Here is an 18,094-nt window from a genome sequence, read left to right as displayed (position 1 = left end):
ACCCGCAGGTCACAGCAGCGATCGCACGGCCGAGCACGCCCCGCGACCCACCCGGCGCCAGCGCCACCTGCCCAGAAGGACTTCACCATGGCCACCTCTCCCGAGACTGCCGAGCCCACGGCCGACCGCCCGGTCGCGCCCCGCCCCGCCGCGGCTCGCAAGGTGACCCGCCACCGCGGCGAGGGCCAGTGGGGCATGGGGCACTTCACCCCGCTGAACGCCAACGAGCAGTTCAAGAAGGACGACGACGGTCTCAATGTGCGGACACGTATTGAGACGATCTACGCGCACCGGGGCTTCGACTCGATCGACCCCGCCGACCTGCGCGGCCGGATGCGCTGGTGGGGGCTCTACACCCAGCGCAAGGAGGGCATCGACGGCGGCAAGACCGCGATCCTGGACCCGCACGAGCTGGACGCCGAGTACTTCATGCTCCGGGTGCGCATCGACGGCGGCCGGCTGACCGTCGCCCAGCTGCGCGCGATCGCCGAGGTCTCCGAGCAGTACGCGCGGGGCACCGCCGACCTGACCGACCGGCAGAACATCCAGTACCACTGGATCCGGATCGAGGACGTCCCGGCGATCTGGCAGAAGCTGGAGGCCGTCGGCCTGTCCACCACCGAGGCCTGCGGCGACACCCCGCGCGTCATCCTCGGCTCGCCGGTGGCCGGCATCGCCGAGGACGAGATCATCGACGGCACCCCGGCCATCGAGGAGATCCAGCGCCGCTTCATCGGCAACAAGGACTTCTCCAACCTGCCGCGCAAGTTCAAGAGCGCGGTCTCCGGCTCCCCGCAGCTGGACGTCGCCCACGAGATCAACGACGTCGCCTTCGTCGGCGTGGTCCACCCCGAGCACGGGCCCGGCTTCGACCTGTGGGTCGGCGGCGGCCTGTCCACCAACCCCAAGCTCGGCGTGCGCCTGGGCGCCTGGGTCCCGCTGGACGAGGTCGCCGACGTGTACGGCGGCGTGATCGGCATCTTCCGCGACTACGGCTACCGGCGCCTGCGCAACCGCGCCCGGCTCAAGTTCCTGGTCGCCGACTGGGGCGTGGAGAAGTTCCGCAAGGTCCTGGAGGAGGAGTACCTCGAGTACCGGCTGGTCGACGGGCCCGCGCCCGCCGAGCCCGCCGCCCGCTGGCGCGACCACGTCGGCGTGCACCGGCAGAAGGACGGCCGCTACTACATCGGCTTCGCCCCGCGCGTCGGCCGGGTCGACGGCAAGCTGCTCGGCCGGATCGCCGACCTCGCCGCCGCCCACGGCAGCGACCGGCTGCGCACCACCGCCGAACAGAAGATGCTGGTCCTCGACATCGCCGAGGAGCACGTCGACGCGGTGGTGGCCGGCCTGGAGGAGCTCGACCTGCGGGTCACCCCCTCGCCGTTCCGCCGCGGCACCATGGCCTGCACCGGCATCGAGTACTGCAAGCTCGCCATCGTCGAGACCAAGGAGCGCGGCCGCACCCTGATCGACGAACTGGAGCGGCGCCTGCCGGAGTTCGCCGAGCCGCTGACCATCAACATCAACGGCTGCCCGAACGCCTGCGCCCGGATCCAGGTCGCCGACATCGGCCTCAAGGGCCAGCTGGTCACCGACGAGCACGGCAACCAGGTCGAGGGCTACCAGGTCCACCTGGGCGGCGCACTCGGCCTGGAGGCCGGCTTCGGCCGCAAGGTCCGCGGCCTCAAGGTCACCAGCGCCGGCCTGCCCGACTACGTCGAGCGCGTGCTGACCCGCTACCAGGCCGACCGCGCCGAGGGCGAGCGCTTCGCCCAGTGGACGGCCCGCGCCACCGAGGAGCAGCTGTCGTGAGCGAGCGAACCATTCACGAAGCGAACGCCGAGCACAGCGAGATGGGCGATGCGCAGCGAGGTGGGCAATGAGTGAGCGAGCCGCACCGTTCTTCTGCCCGTACTGCGGGGACGAGGACCTGCGCCCGTCCGAGGCCGGCCACGGCGCCTGGGAGTGCCACGGCTGCCGCCGCGCCTTCCAGTTGAAGTTCCTCGGCCTGCTGTCACCGACCCACGGGGGTGCGTCACATGACCAACCGCACCACGCCTGACCACGCGGAGCTCGCCGCCCGGGCCGGCCGCGAGCTGGAGGAGGCCACGCCGCAGGAGGTGCTGCGCTGGGCCGCCGACACCTTCGGCAGTCGGTTCTGCGTCACCTCCTCGATGGAGGACGCGGTGGTCGCCCACCTCGCGTCCTCGGTGTTCCCCAGGGTGGACGTGGTGTTCCTGGACACCGGCTACCACTTCCCGGAGACCATCGGGACCAGGGACGCGGTCGCCGCGACCATGCCGGTCAACGTCATCACGCTCACCCCGCTGAGGACGGTGGCCGAGCAGGACGCCGAGCACGGGCCACGGCTGCACGACCGCGACCCGGACCTGTGCTGCGCGCTGCGCAAGGTGGAGCCGCTCAACCGCGGCCTCGCCGGCTACGACGCGTGGGCCACCGGGCTGCGCCGCGACGAGTCCCCGACCCGGGCGAACACGCCGGTGGTCTCCTGGGACCCGAAGCGCCGCAAGGTCAAGATCGCCCCGATCGCCCGCTGGACGCAGGAGGACGTGGACGCCTACGTCGCCGCGAACGGCGTGCTGCTCAACCCGCTGCTGTGGGAGGGCTACACGTCCATCGGCTGCTCGCCGCTGTCCTGCACCCGTAAGCCGGCCGAGGGCGAGGACGCCCGGGCCGGCCGCTGGTCCGGCTCCGGCAAGACCGAGTGCGGCATCCACCTCTGAGCCCCCGCCCCCGCCCCACTCCTGAGCCCCCGCTCCTGAGACCCCCGCTCCCGAGCCCCCGCCCCCGACCGTTCGTCAACCACCGCGTAAGGAAAGAACCGTGACAGCTCACACCCCGGCCGCCGACGGAGCCGCAGAGGCGGCCCCCGCGGCCGCCCCCTGCGAGCGCGGCGCCACCGTGTGGCTGACCGGGCTGCCGAGCGCGGGCAAGACCACCCTGGCCTTCGCGCTGGCCGAGCGGCTGCGCGCCGAGGGCCACAAGGTCGAGGTGCTGGACGGCGACGAGATCCGCGAGTTCCTCTCCAAGGGCCTCGGCTTCTCCCGCGAGGACCGGCACACCAACGTCACCCGGATCGGCTTCGTCGCCGAGAAGCTCGCCGCCAACGGCGTCAAGGTGCTCGCCCCGGTGATCGCCCCGTTCGCCGACTCCCGCACCGCGGTGCGCGAGCGGCACGCCGCGGCCGGCACCGAGTTCCTGGAGATCCACGTCGCCACCCCGGTCGAGCTGTGCGCCGAGCGGGACGTCAAGGGCCTGTACGCGAAGCAGGCGGCCGGTGAGATCTCCGGCCTGACCGGTGTGGACGACCCGTACGAGGCCCCCGAGAAGCCCGAGCTGCGCCTGCAGACGCAGGGCCGCGCGGTCGCCGAGTCCGCCGCCGAGCTGCACGCCTTCCTGACCGAGAGGGGTCTCGCATGACCACCGCGACCGACAGCCCGGTCCGTGCCCACGACGACTCCCCCTTCGCGCTGTCCCACCTGGACGCGCTGGAGGCCGAGTCGGTGCACATCTTCCGCGAGGTCGCGGGGGAGTTCGAGCGCCCGGTGATCCTGTTCTCCGGCGGCAAGGACTCCATCCTGATGCTGCACCTGGCGCTCAAGGCCTTCGCACCGGCCGCCGTCCCCTTCTCCCTGCTGCACGTCGACACCGGTCACAACTTCCCCGAGGTGCTGGCATACCGCGACCGCGTCGTCGCCGAGCACTCCTTGCGCCTGCACGTCGCCCACGTCCAGGACTTCATCGACGACGGACGGCTGCGCGAGCGCCCGGACGGCACCCGCAACCCGCTGCAGACCGTCCCGCTGCTCGACGCCATCGAGAAGAACCGTTTCGACGCGGTGTTCGGCGGCGGGCGCCGGGACGAGGAGAAGGCCCGCGCCAAGGAGCGCGTCTTCTCCCTGCGCGACGAGTTCGGCGCCTGGGACCCGCGCCGCCAGCGCCCCGAGCTGTGGTCGCTGTACAACGGGCGGCACGCCGTCGGCGAGCACGTGCGGGTCTTCCCGCTGTCCAACTGGACCGAGCTGGACGTCTGGCAGTACATCGAGCGCGAGGGCATCGACCTCCCCGAGATCTACTACGCGCACGAGCGGGACGTCTTCTCCCGGGGCGGCATGTGGCTGACCGCTGGCGCCTGGGGCGGCCCCAAGGACGGCGAGCCCGTCGAGCGGCGGCTGGTGCGCTACCGCACCGTCGGCGACATGTCCTGCACCGGCGCCGTCGACTCCGACGCCACCACCATCGAGGCCGTGATCGCCGAGATCGCCGCCAGCCGCCTCACCGAGCGCGGCGCCACCCGTGCCGACGACAAGCTGTCCGAGGCCGCGATGGAAGACCGCAAGCGCGAGGGGTACTTCTAATGAGCACGACCGTCGAGACCAGCGCCACCTCGCTGCTGCGCTTCGCCACCGCCGGCTCCGTCGACGACGGCAAGTCCACCCTGGTCGGCCGCCTGCTGCACGACTCCAAGTCGGTGCTCGCCGACCAGCTGGAGGCCGTCGAACGCGTCTCCCTGGGCCGCGGCCAGGAGGCGCCCGACCTCGCCCTGCTCACCGACGGCCTGCGGGCCGAGCGCGAGCAGGGCATCACCATCGACGTCGCCTACCGCTACTTCGCCACCCCCCGGCGGCGGTTCATCCTCGCCGACACCCCGGGGCACGTGCAGTACACCCGCAACATGGTGACCGGCGCCTCCACCGCCGAGCTCGCCGTCGTCCTGGTCGACGCCCGCAACGGCGTGGTCGAGCAGACCCGCCGGCACGCCGCCGTCGCCGCCCTGCTGCGGGTGCCGCACGTCGTCCTGGCCGTCAACAAGATGGACCTGGTCGACTACGCCGAGCCGGTCTTCGCCGCGATCGCCGCCGAGTTCACCGCCTACGCCGCCTCCCTCGGCGTGGGCGACGTCCTCGCCGTCCCGATCTCCGCCCTCGCCGGGGACAACGTCGTCGAACCGTCCGCGCACATGGACTGGTACGGCGGCCCGACCCTGCTGGAGCACCTGGAGACCGTCCCGGTCGGCAGCGACCCCGGCGCGGAGCCCGCCCGCTTCCCGGTCCAGTACGTGATCCGCCCGCAGACCGAGGAACACCCCGACTACCGCGGCTACGCGGGCCAGCTGGCCTCCGGCGTGCTGCGGGTCGGCGACCCCGTCACCGTGCTGCCCTCCGGCCTGACCACCACCGTCGCCGCCATCGACGCGCTCGGCCGCCCGGCCGACCTGGCCTGGGCCCCGCAGTCGGTCACCGTCCGGCTCGCCGACGACCTCGACATCTCCCGCGGCGACCTCATCGCCGCCGGGGCCTCCCCCGCCCCCACCAAGGACGTCGAGGCCACCGTCAGCCACCTCAACGAGCGGCCGCTGCGCGCCGGGGACAAGGTGCTGCTCAAGCACACCACCCGCACCGTCCGCGCCCTCGTCAAGGAGATCTCCTACCGGATCGACATCGACAGCCTCGAACAGCGCTCCGGCGCCGAGGGGTTGAACGTCAACGACATCGGCCACGTGAAGCTGCGCACCGCCGAGCCGCTGGCCCTCGACGACTACACCGACAACCGCCGGACCGGCTCGTTCCTGCTGATCGACCCGGCCGACGGCACCACCCTCACCGCCGGCATGGCGGGCGAGGCCTTCGCCACCGTACGCACCGACGGCGCGCCCGGCGCGCCCGAAGAGGAGGACTGGGTCTGATGCCCAGCGAGGCGTTCTCGGGCATGGACAAGGAAGGCGGCCGCATCGGCAGCGGCGTCCTCGGCAGCGGCCAGGGCGGCTTGACCCGATGTGCGGGCCGACGGGGCTGAGAACGCCCCGTCACCGGGCCGCTCCCCACGGCCGCCCGGCTTGCCCGGCACACCCACTGCCGCAAGCGCCACCTTCCAACCGTCCGCCCGGGACCGCCTCCTGACGGTCCGTCCGCGAACAGGACCCACCACCATGGCACCGCACCAGGCATCCTCGCACCGCACCCCCTCCCATCGGCCCACCCGCCCGAACGCCGGCCGGATCAGACGCGCGGCGGCTGCTGCCGCCGCCGGCCTGACCGCCGTCGCCCTGCTGTCGGCCTGCAGCTACGGCTCCAAGGCCGACAACAAGGCCGACACCGCGGCCACCGTGGGGAGTTCGGCGTCCGGCCCCAAGCTCACCGCGGACACGGTGAAGATCGGCTACTTCGCCAACCTGACCCACGGCACCCCGCTGGTCGGACTCCAGGAAGGCATATTCCAGAAGGAGTTGGGCGCCACCCAGGTGAAGACCCAGGTCTTCAACGCGGGCCCGGCGGAGATCGAGGCGCTCAACGCCGGATCGATCGACATCGGCTGGATCGGCCCCTCCCCGGCGATCAACGGCTACACCAAGTCCGACGGCAAGTCCTTGAAGATCATCGGCGGTTCGGCCTCCGGCGGGGTCAAGCTGGTGGTCAACCCGGACAAGGTCGGCTCGCTGGACGACCTCAAGGGCAAGAAGATCGCCACCCCGCAGCTGGGCAACACCCAGGACGTGGCGCTGCTCAACTACCTGGCCGGCAAGGGCTACAAGGTGGACGCGGCGTCCGGCGCGGGCGACGTCTCGGTGGTGCGCACCGACAACAAGGTCACCCCCGACGCCTACAAGCAGGGCTCCATCGACGGCGCCTGGGTGCCCGAGCCCACCGCCTCCAAGCTGGTCACCCTCGGCGCGAAGGTCCTGCTCAACGAGAAGGACGTCTGGCCGGACAAGAAGTTCGTGATCACCAACATCATCGTCTCGCAGAAGTTCCTCAAGGAGCACCCGGACGTGGTGGAGGCCGTGCTGCGCGGTTCGGTGAACACCAACGCCTTCATCAAGGCCAACCCCGACAAGGCCAAGGCCGACGCCAACGAGGCGATCAAGAAGGAGGCCGGCAACTCCCTGGAGTCGGCCGTCCTCGACCCGGCCTGGTCCGACATCGACTTCCTGGACGACCCGCTGGCGAACACCCTGCAGGCCGAGGCCGACCACGCCGTCACCGCCGGGCTCCTCAAGAAGCCCAACCTGAACGGCATCTACGACCTCACCCTGCTGAACAAGGTCCTCGCGGCCAAGGGCCAGGCCCCGGTGGCGGACGCCGGCCTCGGCGCCAAGTAACCCGGCGCCAAGCAACCCGGCGCCACGCAACCGGCGCCACCCAGATCCGCGGTCCGGCCCCCGCCCGCCCGGTCGATCCCCGATCGATGCCCACCGGGCCGGGCGGGGCCGGACCCGGCCCCCCGCTTCGCAGCCCTCGCCAGCCTTGCCAGACCACTCACGCAGGAGGTGCCCGGATGACCCCGGCACTGACCACCTCGGCGGACGCCCCCCGCGCCGACGCCACCGGCGCGACGCCCGCCGTCCGGATCTCGCACGTGCACAAGTCCTTCGGCCGCCCGGGCGCCGCCACCCACGTGCTGGACGACATCACCCTCGACGTCGCGCCCGGCGAGTTCGTCACCCTGCTCGGCGCCTCGGGCTGCGGCAAGTCCACCCTGCTCAACCTGGTCGCCGGCCTCGACGAGCCCACCCGCGGCAGCATCGAGGTGCCCGGCGGCCGCCCCGCCCTGATGTTCCAGGAACACGCCCTGTTCCCCTGGCTCACCGCCGGCCGGAACATCGAACTGGCCCTCAAGCTGGCCGGCGTCCCCCGCCCCGAGCGGCGCGCCGAGGCCGAGCGCCTGCTCGAACTCGTCCGCCTGAACGGCGCGTACGGCAAGCGGGTGCACGAGCTGTCCGGTGGCATGCGCCAGCGCGTCGCGATGGCCCGCGCCCTCGCCCAGGGCAGCAAGGTGCTGCTGATGGACGAGCCGTTCGCCGCCCTCGACGCCATCACCCGGGACGTCCTGCACGACGAGATCACCCGGATCTGGGCCGAACGGCAGCTGTCCGTCCTGTTCGTCACCCACAACGTGCGCGAGGCGGTGCGGCTGGCCCAGCGCGTGGTCCTGCTCTCCTCCCGCCCCGGCCGGGTCGCCCGGGAGTGGCGGATCGACCTGCCGCAGCCGCGCCGCATCGAGTCCTCCGGCGTCGCCGACCTGTCCATCGAGATCACCGAAGAACTGCGTGGGGAGATCCGTCGCCATGGCCAGCACTGACACCGCTCCCGTCGTCCTGGACAAGAACGCCCCCGTCGGCGCCGCCGACAGCGCCGACGTCGGCGCCGGCCTGGACGCCCTCGACTCCGTCACCGCCCAGCGCAGCTCGCTCGGCGAGGTGCTGCGCTCCAAGGCCCTGCCGCCGCTGATCGGCGTGCTGGTGGTGCTGGCGCTGTGGCAGGGCGCGTACAGCCTGCACGTCACCTCCTCGTACAAGCTGCCCAGCCCCGCGGACGTCTGGCACTCCCTCCAGGACCTCTGGTACCAGGGCACGCTGTTCTCGATCATCTGGACCAGCGTCTGGCGCGGCCTGTCGGGCTTCCTGCTCGCCGTCGTGATCGGCACCCCGATCGGCCTGGTCGTCGCCCGGGTCAAGCCGGTGCGCACAGCGATCGGCCCGGTCCTCCAGGGCCTCCAGTCGCTGCCCTCGGTCGCCTGGGTGCCGGCCGCGGTCATCTGGCTCGGCATCAACGACCAGATGATGTACGCGGTGATCCTGCTGGGCGCCGTCCCGTCCATCGCCAACGGGCTGGTGGCCGGCATCGACCAGGTCCCGCCGCTGTTCCTGCGGGCCGGGCGCACCATCGGCGCCACCGGCCTGACCGGCGCCCGGCACGTGCTCATCCCCGCCGCGCTGCCCGGCTACCTGGCCGGCCTCAAGCAGGGCTGGGCGTTCTCCTGGCGTTCGCTGATGGCCGCCGAGCTGGTCGCCTCCTCCCCCGACCTCGGCCGGGGCCTGGGCCGGTTCCTGGAGGACCAGCGCGAGTTCTCCGACATGTCCGGGGTGCTGCTCGGCATCATCCTGATCCTGTTCGTCGGCATCGCCATCGAGCTGCTCGTCTTCACCCCGGTCGAGCGCCGGGTGCTGCGCAACCGCGGCCTGCTGGCCTCCGGCAAGTGAGGCGGCCGCCGGTGCCCGCCCTCCTGCTCATCGCCCACGGCAGCCGTGACCCGCGGCACGCCGCGACCGTGGCCGCGCTGGTCCGGGAGGTGCGGGCGCAGCGGCCCGCCCTGGAGGTCGCCACCGCCTACCTGGACCACTGCGCGCCGCGGATCCCCCAAGTGGTCGGCCGGTCCGGACGGTTCGGACGGCCGGCGGACGCGGTGGCCGTCCCGCTGCTGCTCAACCGGGCCTTCCACGCCAAGCACGACATCCCCGCCGCGTTGCGCGCGACCGGCGCCGGGCTGCCCGTCGCCGAGGTGCTGGGCCCCTCCCCGCTGCTGCTCGCCGCCCTGGACCGCCGGCTGGCCGGGGCCGGGCTCGACATCAGCTCGGCGGCGGTCCGCGCCGGTACGGGCGTGGTGCTGGCCGCGGCCGGCTCCTCCGACCCGGCCGCCGACGCGGCCACCCGCCGGGTCGCCGCCGAGTGGCGGCGCACCCGCGGCTGGGCCGCCGTCGAGGTCGCCTACGCCTCGGCGGCCGGCCCGCGCGTGCCCGACGCCCTCGCCGCCCTGCGCGCGACCGGCGCCGAGCGGACGGCCGTCGCCCCGTACCTGCTGGCCCCGGGCCTGCTGCCGGACCGCATCGCGGCGGCCGCGGAGGGCGCGGACCTGGTCGCCGACGTCCTCGGCGCGGCCCCGGAGCTCGCCGCACTGCTGCTGGAACGCTACGACCGGGCCCGCCGGGAGGCGGCAGCCGTCCCGGCCCTGACCGCCTGAGCCGTCCCAGGGTGGCCCGGCGCCCGGTCCCGCGAGGGAGGTCCGCCGCCCGACGGGGGTGCGGGCGCCGGACCTGGCTCCGGTGCTGGTGCGTCAGGCCGGCAGGTTCCACTTCTGGTTGGCGGCGCCGTTGCAGTCCCAGATGCCGAGCTGGTTGCCGTTGTTGGTGGCGAAGCCGAGGTCGTCCAGGCAGCGGCCGGACTGCGGGTTGTAGAGCGAGCCGTCGGCGCGGGCCTGCCACTGCTGGGCGCCGGTGCCGTTGCAGTCGTAGAGCTGGACCAGGGTGTGGTTGGCGGTGCCGCCGCCGGCGACGTCCATGCACTTGCCGAGGGCGCGAACGGTGCCGTCGACGCCGATCCGCCACTTCTGCGCCAGGGAGCCGTTGCAGTCGTAGATCTGGACGGGAGTGCCGTTGCCGAGGTTGGCGCCCTTCACGTCGACGCACTTGTCGGCGTAGCCGGTGATCTGGCCGGTCGGGCCGGCCGGCGGGGTGGCGCCCAGGAGGACCCGCGGGAACATGACGCTGTCGCCGACGCCGCAGGCCGCGGAGACGCTGCCGTCCCCGATCCCCACGCCGCCGATCGCGGGGCGGGTGAACTGCACGGTGTGGGTGGAGTTCCAGTAGTAACAGGTGGCGGTGACGGTCCAGGTCTGCATCGGGTCGAGGCCGCTGCAGTTGCCGATCGCGTTCCAGCCCGCGACGTAGGCACCGCAGGAGGGCGCGGCCTGGGCGGAGGTGGCGGGCGTGGCCAGGGCGGCGGCCCCGGCGAGCAGGGCGGTGGTCAGCAGGGCGGAGGTTCGGCGCATCGGGACGGTGGTCCTTCCGGTCGGCGGATCGCGTCAACTCGACTTCTGCGCACTGGTGGTGACGGTGCGGCAGTTGTGTGGGCCGGGTAGAAGAATCGTGGGTTCGCCGGGCCCCCGTCAAGCTCTCGTTCAAGGCGAGCTTCGACGGATTCACGCCAGCTGTTCGGATCGGCGGTCGCTCGGACGCCCCGGGAACGCGGAACGGGCCCCGTGCTCCCCCTCGCAGGGGAGCACGGGGCCCGTTCGGTGGAACCGGGGCCGGGACGGCCGTCAGTCGAACTTGCGGCGCTGGCGCCCGGTCCCGTAGTTGGCGCCGGACTGGGAGCCGCTGCCCGGCCGGGCCCGGCCGGAGGAGCGCCCGATGAACCCGGCGGCCTGCGGCCGCTCGCCCTGGGCGGCGGCGCCGAGGCGCTGCTTGGGGCGCGGGCGGCGCGGGTTGCCGTTCATGTCGACGTCGGTGGGCAGCCCGGAGCGCTTGGCGGGGCGGCGGCGCGGGTTGCCGGACTTGCCGGCGGCGCCCTTGCCGTCGGCGGCGGCCGGGGCCGCGGGCTGGGCGGCGGCCGGGACGACCAGCGCGACCGCGACGCCGCTGGGGGTGCGGGCGCCGGTGATCCGGGCCAGCTCGGCGTCGCCGGGGCGGATCTTGGTGACGGTCGGCCGGATCCCGGCGACCGTCATCAGCCGGTTGACCTCGCGGCGCTGCTCGGGCAGCACGAGGGTGACGACCGTACCGGACTCGCCGGCCCGGGCGGTGCGGCCGCCGCGGTGCAGGTAGTCCTTGTGGTCGATCGGCGGGTCGACGTTGACGACCAGGTCGAGGCCGTCGATGTGGATGCCGCGGGCGGCCACGTTGGTGGCGATCAGCGCGGTGACCTCGCCCTCGCGGAACTGGTCCAGGACCCGGTTGCGCTGCGGCTGGGACTTGCCGCCGTGCAGGGCGGCGGCCATCACGCCGGTGGCGCGCAGCTGCTTGGCGAGCCGGTCGGCGCCGTGCTTGGTGTGCACGAACATGATCACCCGGCCGTCGCGGGAGGCGATGTGCGCGGTGGCGGAGGCCTTGTCGGTGGGCTCCAGCTGCAGGACGTGGTGGTCCATGGTGGTGACCGCGCCGGCCGAGGGGTCGACCGAGTGGGTGACCGGGTCGGTCAGGAAGCGCTTGACCAGCCGGTCCACGTTGCGGTCCAGGGTGGCGGAGAACAGCATCCGCTGCCCGCCCTCGGCGACCTGCTCCAGCAGTCGGCTGACCTGCGGGAGGAAGCCCATGTCGGCCATCTGGTCGGCCTCGTCGAGGACCGTGATGGCGACGTCGGAGAGGTTGACGTCACCGCGGCCGATCAGGTCGTCCAGCCGGCCGGGGGTGGCGACCAGGACCTCGGTGCCGCGGCGCACCGCGTTGGCCTGCCGGCTGATGCCCATGCCGCCGACGACGGTGGTGATCCGCAGGTTGACGGCGGTGGCGTACGGGGTGAGCGCGTCGGTGACCTGCTGGGCGAGCTCGCGGGTGGGCACCAGGACGAGCGCCAGCGGGTGCCGGGAGTCGGCGCGGCGCCCGGCGGTGCGGGCGAGCAGCGGCAGGCCGAAGGCGAGGGTCTTGCCGGAGCCGGTGCGGCCGCGGCCGAGGACGTCGCGCCCGGCGATCGAGTCGGGCAGGGTGGCGGCCTGGATCGGGAACGGCTCGGTGACGCCCTCGCGGGTGAGCGCGGACAGGATCGCCTTGGGCAGGTCGAGCTCGCCGAAGGAGGCCGCCGGGGGCCGGGCCGGGGTGCCCTCGACGACGGTGAAGTCGGCGGGCTCCGCCACGGCGGTGCGGGTGGCCTTGGGGGCGCCGGTGCGGCCCCGGGGCTTGCGGGCGCGGTCGGCGCCCTCCCCGGTGCGGCGGGCGCGCTCGGGGTTGTCGCCGCTGCGGCGGGGGCGGCCGGTACGGCCTTCGGCCGTGCGGTCGCCGGTGCGCGCGGCGGAACGGTCGGTGGTGCGGTCGCCTCGGTCGCGGGGCGTGCGGGCAGGGGTGGTCACGGGTTCTCCGTCCGTCGGTCGGCAGCCCGCGGTCGCGGACTGGTCGGCCGTCTGAGTGGAGTGCGCCGCCCCGGCCGTACTGCGGCATGAACGAGGGCCCGCACCGTCCAGCGGTGCGGGCCCCCGCTTCACGAGATCACAGGGGATCGCGCGTCAGCACAGAGGCTGGCGTCAGGCGATGACCTGGATGTTCTCGCCCTGCGGGCCCTTCTGGCCCTGGGTGACGTCGAACTCGACGCGCTGACCCTCGACGAGCTCACGGAAGCCCTGGGCCTGGATGTTCGAGTAGTGGGCGAAGACGTCCGGGCCGCCGCCGTCCTGCTCGATGAAGCCGAAGCCCTTTTCGCTGTTGAACCACTTCACGGTGCCGGTAGCCATAACCGTCTCCTCATACTTGGGGCATCAGGGATTCACACCTCGTGAATCCCCAAGTAGCCGCGATCCCCATCCGGAGACTGAAACACCGGACAAAACAAATGCGCCTGTTGGTTGGTACCAGCAGGCGCACACACACGTTCATGGGAACCAAAACTGCAACTGCCTCGACTGTAGCACGGCCGCACCCCGATTGACCGGGGACTTTTCTGCTCGACAGATCACGTTTGGCCCCCCTGGAAACAGGGGACGGCGCCCCGCCGGAGCGGGGCGCCGTCCGCCGTCCGGCCCGTCGTCGGGCCGTCGGGTCAGTGCCGTCCGGCCCGTCGCCGGGCCCTCGGGTCAGTGCCGGCCGACCGGCTCCGGCGGCATGGTGCTGCCGACCAGCGGGGCGTGGCCCTCACCCGGACGGGCGTCACCGCCGTGGCCGGGCCACCAGGCCTTGTTGCCGATCAGCGCGGTGAGCGCCGGGGTGAAGAACATCGCCATCACGAAGGCCGCCAGCACGATGCCGAAGGCCATCGCGAAGCCGAACTCCATCATGAAGGTGTTGCCCGCGAGCATGAAGGTCCCGAACGAGGCCGCCAGGATGAAGCCCGCCGCCGCGACGGTCGGACCGGCGTGGCGCAGCGCCTCACGGGCCGCCTCGCGCGGGGAGCGGCCCGCGCGGGCCTCCTCGCGCAGGCGGGCGATGATCAGGATGTTGTAGTCGGTCCCGATCGCCACCACGAAGAGGTAGATCAGGATCGGCATCATGAACATCAGGCCGGTCTCGTGGCCGATCTTCTGGAAGAGCAGCGTGGCGGCGCCGAGGGTGGCGCCGAAGCCGAGGCCGACCGAGACCATCAGGTACCAGGGGGCGACCACGCTGCGCAGCTGGAGCGCCAGGATGAGCAGGATGAGCAGCCCGGCGATCGGGAAGACCAGCTTGTAGTCATGGGTCATCGCCAGGTTGATGTCCTTGAACACCGAGCTGAGGCCGCCGACCTTGGCCTCGGTGCCGGCCGGGGCCTGGGCGTGGGCGACGGCGCGCAGTTCGGTGACGGTGGCGATGGCCTCGTTGCTGGCGGGCTCGTCCTTGAGCATCACGGTGAACTGGGCCGTGGTGCCGTCGTCGCTGATGGTCTTGTTCTGGCTCGTGGCGGTGGTGGGGGTGGGCGGGAACACCTGGGCGACACCGGCGACGTGCAGCTTGTCCGCGTAGGCCTGGAAGGAGGCCGGGTCGAGCTTCCTGCCGTCGGTGCTGCTCAGGAAGACCTGGCTGGGGGAGGCGGCGCCCTTGGAGAAGGCGGTGGACATCTTGTCCTGGACGACCATCGACTCCTTCTCCTTGGGCATGGAGCCGCTGGTCATGTCGAAGAGGCCGTTGTAGCCCAGGGCGCCGAGGGTCAGGGCGACCAGGACGCCGCCGGAGGCGAGGGCGGTGAGCGCCGGGCGCTTCTCGACGGCCCGGCCGAGCGCGGTGAAGCGCGCGTCACTGGGCTCCCGCATCCACTTCTTGCCGGGCCAGAAGACGGCCCGGGCGGGGATGACGGCGAGCAGGGCCGGGGCCAGGGTGACGGAGGCGAGGGCGGTGACGACGACCGCGATGGCCAGCGCCGGGCCGAGGGCCTGGAACATGCCGAGGCTGGAGAGGATCAGCGCGGCGAAGGCGATGGTGACGGCGCCGGCGGCGGAGGCGATCGCCTCGCCGACCCGGCCGACGGCGTTGACGACGGCGGCCTTGCGGTCCTCACCGGCCCGCAGCCGCTCGCGGTAGCGGAAGGCGAGGAAGAGGAAGTAGTCGGTGCCGACACCGAGCACGACGACGATCAGGATCGGCGTGAGGATGTCCGTGCTCTTGAGGTCGAAGGCCTTGGTGGCGTAGTTGATCAGACCCATGGAGGTCGGCAGGGCGATGATCAGCGAGACCAGGATGGGCAGCAGGCCGGCCAGGACGCTGCGGAAGATGATGCCGACGATGACGATGACCAGCACCAGGGTGGCCATCGTGATGAGGCCCTCGGTGTCGCTGGAGGACTCCTGCTGGTCCAGGGCCTGGGCGGCGGAGCCGCCGAGCTGGAACTTGAGGCCGGTGGGGCCCGCCAGGTCCTTGCCGTCGTTGCGCACCGCCTTGGCGACGGCCGCGATCGCCTTCGGGTCCTGCTGCTTGCCCTTGGCGATGGCGATGGTGCCCATCGCGTACTTGCGGTCCTCGGAGTAGCCGACCTTCTCGGCCGGCGGGTTGACCGCCTCGACGCCGTCGATCTTCTTGCCCGCCAGGTCCTGGGTCAGCTTGCCCATGGCCTTGGTGTCGGCGTCGGTGAGCGCGGCGCCGTCGTTGCGCTCGAAGAGGATGAGGGCGTCCGGGGTGAAGGCGGCCGGGAAGGCCTTGGCCTGCACCTCGGCGGCCTGGATGGACTCGTAGTGCTTGGGCAGGAACGACGCCTCGTCCGTCTGGGAGGTCACCTTGGGCGAGGATATGAAGATCGCGACCATGGCGACGAGCCACGCGGCGATCACCCACCACGCGCGGCGTACGGCGAATTGTCCTAGTCGGTGGAACATGCTCGATGCCTCCTGGGCATGGTTCACCGCAGCCCTTGGGGGACGGGACGCTGGGCGACGGCAGGACCGGGCCGGACGCGCTTTGGCGTCTACTAGCCGGTCGGCAGGTAAGTAGGTCTGGGCGTCAGCCTACGAGTACGTGCTCGCCGTGCGGCAAGGAGCCCCCGTGGTCCAACCCCCGTTGTGGGGCCGCCCCGAACCGGCCCCGCCCCAGTCTCTCCCGGTCGCAGCGCCGTTGGCCTCGTGCTCCGGGTGGAGCCTTCTCCCCCTCAGGGTGGAGTTCGCCCCCTACCTCGGAGGAGGAGGCCTAGGGGTAGGGAACCAGGGAAAACCCCCACCACGCCCGCGCGGCCCGCTCCGGGGGCCGCCCCCGCCCGGGGGCCCGTTCGCCCGGGGCCGCGGGGCGGGCCGCTCCGTGCGTCATGATGATCACCGTCCGGGATCCCCCGGATGAACACCGGCGGAACGGAGCCCAGCCATGATCCCCTTCGACGAGGCCCGCGCCCGGCTGCTGCTCGCCGGGGCCTGCGCCGCCGCCGGACTGCCCGCCCCCGACGGGGCGCGGCTGCTCGCGCTCGGCGAGAACGCCGTCTTCGACCTCGGCGACCCGGCCGTGGTCGCCAAGGTCGGCCGCGGCCCCGGACTGTACGACCGGGCCCGGCGCGAACTGGCCGTCGCGCACTGGCTGGCCGGGCAGGGCATCCCGGTGGTCCGCCCGTACGAGCGGGTCGAGGCCGGGCCGCACCGGGCCGACGGGCACCCGGTCACCTTCTGGCACCGGCTCGCCCCCGCCGTCCGGCCGGCCCGCCCGGCCGACCTCGCCCCGCTGCTGCGCGCCCTGCACGCACTGCCGCTGCCGCCCTTCCCGCTCGACGGGCGCGACCTGCTGGCCCCGGTGGAGCGCTGGCTGGCCTCCGCCGAGGGACAGGTCGACCCGGCGGACGTCGCCTTCCTCCGCGAGCGCCGGGACGCCTTCGCGGCCGCCCTGCCCGGCCTGGTGCCGGAGCTCGCGCCCGGGGTGATCCACGGCGACGCGCTGCCGCGCAACGTCCACGTCGGACCGGACGGGCCGGTGCTGCTCGACCTGGAAACCTTCTCCCGAGACCTGCGCGAGCACGACCTGGTGGTCCTGGCGCTCGCCCACGACCGCTACGGGGTGCCCGAGGAGGACTACCTGGAGTTCACCGGGGCCTACGGCCGGGACGTGCGCGACTGGTCCGGCTTCGCGGTGCTGCGCGGGGCCCGGGAGACCGCCAGCGCCTCCTGGGTCGCCCAGCAGGCGGCCGGGAACCCGGCGGCCCTCGCGGAGTTCCGGCGCCGGGTCGACTCGCTCCGGGAGGGGGCCACCGGGGTGCGCTGGTACCCGTTCTGACGGCGGGCGGCTACCTCCTGGGAGCGGCGGACGTCGAACCGGGCGAGTGTGAGAAGACTCTTAGGGCGGAACGGTCCGGCGCGCAACCGGGACACGTACGATCGGCGTCCTATCGCACAGTCATCCTGACCGAGGGATCGGCCCCCTTCCCGCCCGCAGGAGCCGCCGCCATGCACCGGACCCCCACCCGTCGCAGCCCCCTCCCCGACTCCCGCACCGCCGCCGGCCGCCGACGGCTCGTCGCGGGCTGCGTCGCCGTGGCCGCCGTGCTGGGACTGTCCGCGTGCGGCACCGCCAGCGGGGCGCTGCAGCCCACCGCGACCGCCTCCACCCCGGGCGCCTCCGCTCCGGGCGCAACCACCCCGGGCGCCACCACTCCGGGCGCCGCCGCGCAGCAGCCGACCGGCACCGCGGCCGCCACCATCGCCCCCACCCCCGGCTCCGACGCCGCCGGCCCCGGCCGGGCCGCTCCGCCGGCCGGTGCCGAGCCGCGCACCCCGACCGCCGCGGCCACCCCCGGCCACGCCCCGGCCACCGGCACGCCCGTCGGCACCACCCCCGCCGGCACCCCCGCCGCGCCGCCCGCGCAACCCGGTCAGGCCACCAAGGTGATCGGCTCCACCGCCTCCGGCGGCCGCACCGTCGCCCTCACCTTCGACGACGGCCCCGGCCCGGCCACCGGCCAGATCCTCGACCTGCTCGCCCAGTACCACGTCAAGGCCACCTTCTGCGAGATCGGCCAGAACGCCGCCGCCAACCCGGCCCTGGTCAAGCGAGTGCTGGCCGAGGGCCACCGGCTCTGCGACCACAGCGTCCACCACCCCCAGCCGTTCGAGAAGCTCCCGCACGACAAGGCGGTGTACGAGATCTCCGCCGCCCGCGACATGATCGTCAAGGCCGGCGGGCCGGGCACCCGGGTCAGCTGGTTCCGCGCGCCGGGCGGCGGCTTCACCGCCGACAACGAGCACATCGCCGCCGGGCTCGGGATGGACTCGCTCGGCTGGTCCGTCGACCCCCGCGACTGGTCCCGCCCGGGCGTGCCCGCGATCGTCTCCACCGTGCAGAGCCAGCTCAAGCCCGGCGGCGTGATCCTGATGCACGACGGCGGCGGCGACCGCAGCCAGACCGTGGCCGCGCTCAAGCAGCTGCTGCCCTGGCTGGTCGCCCAGGGGTACACCTTCGACTTCCCCGCCGCGTAGGGCCCGTGGGGCCTTTGGGCCG

General features: G+C 73.2%; 16 protein-coding genes. 12 read left to right on the top strand and 4 right to left on the bottom strand.

The annotated features are described in order from the left end of the window. Positions 1-87: 87 nt before the first annotated feature. The 10 genes from ACZ4W5_RS11170 to ACZ4W5_RS11125 all read left to right on the top strand — a co-directional run bounded on the left by ACZ4W5_RS11170 (position 88) and on the right by ACZ4W5_RS11125 (position 9,759). The gene (locus ACZ4W5_RS11170) at positions 88-1,812 is read left to right on the top strand and encodes a nitrite/sulfite reductase (protein ID WP_465653944.1); all 1,725 of its coding nucleotides are present in this window, start codon (positions 88-90) and stop codon (positions 1,810-1,812) included. 67 nt (positions 1,813-1,879) lie between these two features. Then, positions 1,880-2,062 (top strand): eL43 family ribosomal protein, encoded by a 183-nt coding sequence (locus ACZ4W5_RS11165; protein WP_360234761.1) that lies wholly within the window; start codon positions 1,880-1,882, stop codon positions 2,060-2,062. Beyond that, a complete protein-coding gene (locus tag ACZ4W5_RS11160) occupies positions 2,040-2,744 on the top strand; it encodes a phosphoadenylyl-sulfate reductase (protein ID WP_465653943.1) in 705 nt (234 codons plus the stop codon). Before ACZ4W5_RS11165 ends, ACZ4W5_RS11160 begins: the two co-directional genes overlap by 23 nt. A gap of 100 nt (positions 2,745-2,844) precedes the next feature. Beyond that, a complete protein-coding gene (gene cysC / locus ACZ4W5_RS11155; RefSeq protein ID WP_402482790.1) occupies positions 2,845-3,441 on the top strand; it encodes an adenylyl-sulfate kinase in 597 nt (198 codons plus the stop codon). After that, positions 3,438-4,379, top strand: coding sequence for a sulfate adenylyltransferase subunit CysD (cysD, locus tag ACZ4W5_RS11150; protein ID WP_465653942.1), 942 nt, complete (start codon positions 3,438-3,440; stop codon positions 4,377-4,379). The genes cysC and cysD overlap by 4 nt, the downstream gene beginning before the upstream one ends. Next, entirely contained in the window at positions 4,379-5,707 is a 1,329-nt protein-coding gene (locus tag ACZ4W5_RS11145; RefSeq protein ID WP_360234749.1) for a sulfate adenylyltransferase subunit 1, read from the top strand. The genes cysD and ACZ4W5_RS11145 overlap by 1 nt, the downstream gene beginning before the upstream one ends. 243 nt (positions 5,708-5,950) lie before the next feature. Further along, a complete protein-coding gene (locus ACZ4W5_RS11140; RefSeq protein ID WP_360234746.1) occupies positions 5,951-7,120 on the top strand; it encodes an aliphatic sulfonate ABC transporter substrate-binding protein in 1,170 nt (389 codons plus the stop codon). Between the two features lie 176 nt (positions 7,121-7,296). Then, positions 7,297-8,100 (top strand): ABC transporter ATP-binding protein, encoded by an 804-nt coding sequence (locus ACZ4W5_RS11135; RefSeq protein ID WP_360234743.1) that lies wholly within the window; start codon positions 7,297-7,299, stop codon positions 8,098-8,100. Next, positions 8,087-9,001 (top strand): ABC transporter permease, encoded by a 915-nt coding sequence (locus tag ACZ4W5_RS11130; RefSeq protein WP_360234740.1) that lies wholly within the window; start codon positions 8,087-8,089, stop codon positions 8,999-9,001. Before ACZ4W5_RS11135 ends, ACZ4W5_RS11130 begins: the two co-directional genes overlap by 14 nt. 11 nt (positions 9,002-9,012) lie before the next feature. Next, on the top strand, positions 9,013-9,759 hold the full coding sequence (locus ACZ4W5_RS11125) for a sirohydrochlorin chelatase (RefSeq protein ID WP_465653941.1): 747 nt from the start codon (positions 9,013-9,015) through the stop codon (positions 9,757-9,759). Positions 9,760-9,852: 93 nt separating this feature from the next. Here ACZ4W5_RS11125 and ACZ4W5_RS11120 read toward each other — a convergent pair whose 3' ends face one another. The 4 genes from ACZ4W5_RS11120 to ACZ4W5_RS11105 form a co-directional block, all read right to left on the bottom strand. Beyond that, a complete protein-coding gene (locus ACZ4W5_RS11120) occupies positions 9,853-10,566 on the bottom strand; it encodes a ricin-type beta-trefoil lectin domain protein (RefSeq protein WP_465653940.1) in 714 nt (237 codons plus the stop codon). Positions 10,567-10,836: 270 nt separating this feature from the next. Beyond that, a complete protein-coding gene (locus ACZ4W5_RS11115; RefSeq protein ID WP_465653939.1) occupies positions 10,837-12,579 on the bottom strand; it encodes a DEAD/DEAH box helicase in 1,743 nt (580 codons plus the stop codon). Between the two features lie 171 nt (positions 12,580-12,750). Next, positions 12,751-12,957, bottom strand: a complete 207-nt coding sequence (locus ACZ4W5_RS11110; protein WP_360234731.1) for a cold-shock protein — start codon at positions 12,955-12,957, stop codon at positions 12,751-12,753. 339 nt (positions 12,958-13,296) lie between these two features. Continuing rightward, positions 13,297-15,501: an MMPL family transporter gene (locus tag ACZ4W5_RS11105; RefSeq protein WP_465653938.1), complete on the bottom strand. Its 2,205-nt coding sequence runs from the start codon at positions 15,499-15,501 to the stop codon at positions 13,297-13,299. A 478-nt stretch (positions 15,502-15,979) separates the two neighbouring features. Between ACZ4W5_RS11105 and ACZ4W5_RS11100 the strand changes: the two genes are divergently transcribed. Together ACZ4W5_RS11100 and ACZ4W5_RS11095 are read left to right on the top strand one after the other, a co-directional pair. Continuing rightward, positions 15,980-16,873 (top strand): phosphotransferase enzyme family protein, encoded by an 894-nt coding sequence (locus tag ACZ4W5_RS11100; protein WP_465653937.1) that lies wholly within the window; start codon positions 15,980-15,982, stop codon positions 16,871-16,873. 170 nt (positions 16,874-17,043) lie between these two features. Further along, entirely contained in the window at positions 17,044-18,072 is a 1,029-nt protein-coding gene (locus ACZ4W5_RS11095) for a polysaccharide deacetylase family protein (protein ID WP_465653936.1), read from the top strand. Positions 18,073-18,094 lie beyond the last annotated feature (22 nt).

The organism is Kitasatospora sp. NPDC029367, from assembly GCF_055569135.1.
This window is presented reverse-complemented; position numbering and strand designations above follow the sequence as displayed.

What these genes read in the sequence shown, in the direction of transcription:
- ACZ4W5_RS11170 (WP_465653944.1), top strand. Translation starts at nt 88, where the DNA reads ATGGCCACCTCTCCCGAGACTGCCGAGCCCACGGCCGACCGCCCGGTC.
- ACZ4W5_RS11140 (WP_360234746.1), top strand. Translation starts at nt 5,951, where the DNA reads ATGGCACCGCACCAGGCATCCTCGCACCGCACCCCCTCCCATCGGCCC.
- ACZ4W5_RS11095 (WP_465653936.1), top strand. Translation starts at nt 17,044, where the DNA reads ATGCACCGGACCCCCACCCGTCGCAGCCCCCTCCCCGACTCCCGCACC.
- ACZ4W5_RS11105 (WP_465653938.1), bottom strand. Translation starts at nt 15,501, where the DNA reads ATGTTCCACCGACTAGGACAATTCGCCGTACGCCGCGCGTGGTGGGTG.
- cysD (WP_465653942.1), top strand. Translation starts at nt 3,438, where the DNA reads ATGACCACCGCGACCGACAGCCCGGTCCGTGCCCACGACGACTCCCCC.
- ACZ4W5_RS11100 (WP_465653937.1), top strand. Translation starts at nt 15,980, where the DNA reads ATGATCCCCTTCGACGAGGCCCGCGCCCGGCTGCTGCTCGCCGGGGCC.
- ACZ4W5_RS11130 (WP_360234740.1), top strand. Translation starts at nt 8,087, where the DNA reads ATGGCCAGCACTGACACCGCTCCCGTCGTCCTGGACAAGAACGCCCCC.
- ACZ4W5_RS11165 (WP_360234761.1), top strand. Translation starts at nt 1,880, where the DNA reads ATGAGTGAGCGAGCCGCACCGTTCTTCTGCCCGTACTGCGGGGACGAG.
- ACZ4W5_RS11145 (WP_360234749.1), top strand. Translation starts at nt 4,379, where the DNA reads ATGAGCACGACCGTCGAGACCAGCGCCACCTCGCTGCTGCGCTTCGCC.
- ACZ4W5_RS11120 (WP_465653940.1), bottom strand. Translation starts at nt 10,566, where the DNA reads ATGCGCCGAACCTCCGCCCTGCTGACCACCGCCCTGCTCGCCGGGGCC.
- ACZ4W5_RS11160 (WP_465653943.1), top strand. Translation starts at nt 2,040, where the DNA reads ATGACCAACCGCACCACGCCTGACCACGCGGAGCTCGCCGCCCGGGCC.
- ACZ4W5_RS11135 (WP_360234743.1), top strand. Translation starts at nt 7,297, where the DNA reads ATGACCCCGGCACTGACCACCTCGGCGGACGCCCCCCGCGCCGACGCC.
- ACZ4W5_RS11110 (WP_360234731.1), bottom strand. Translation starts at nt 12,957, where the DNA reads ATGGCTACCGGCACCGTGAAGTGGTTCAACAGCGAAAAGGGCTTCGGC.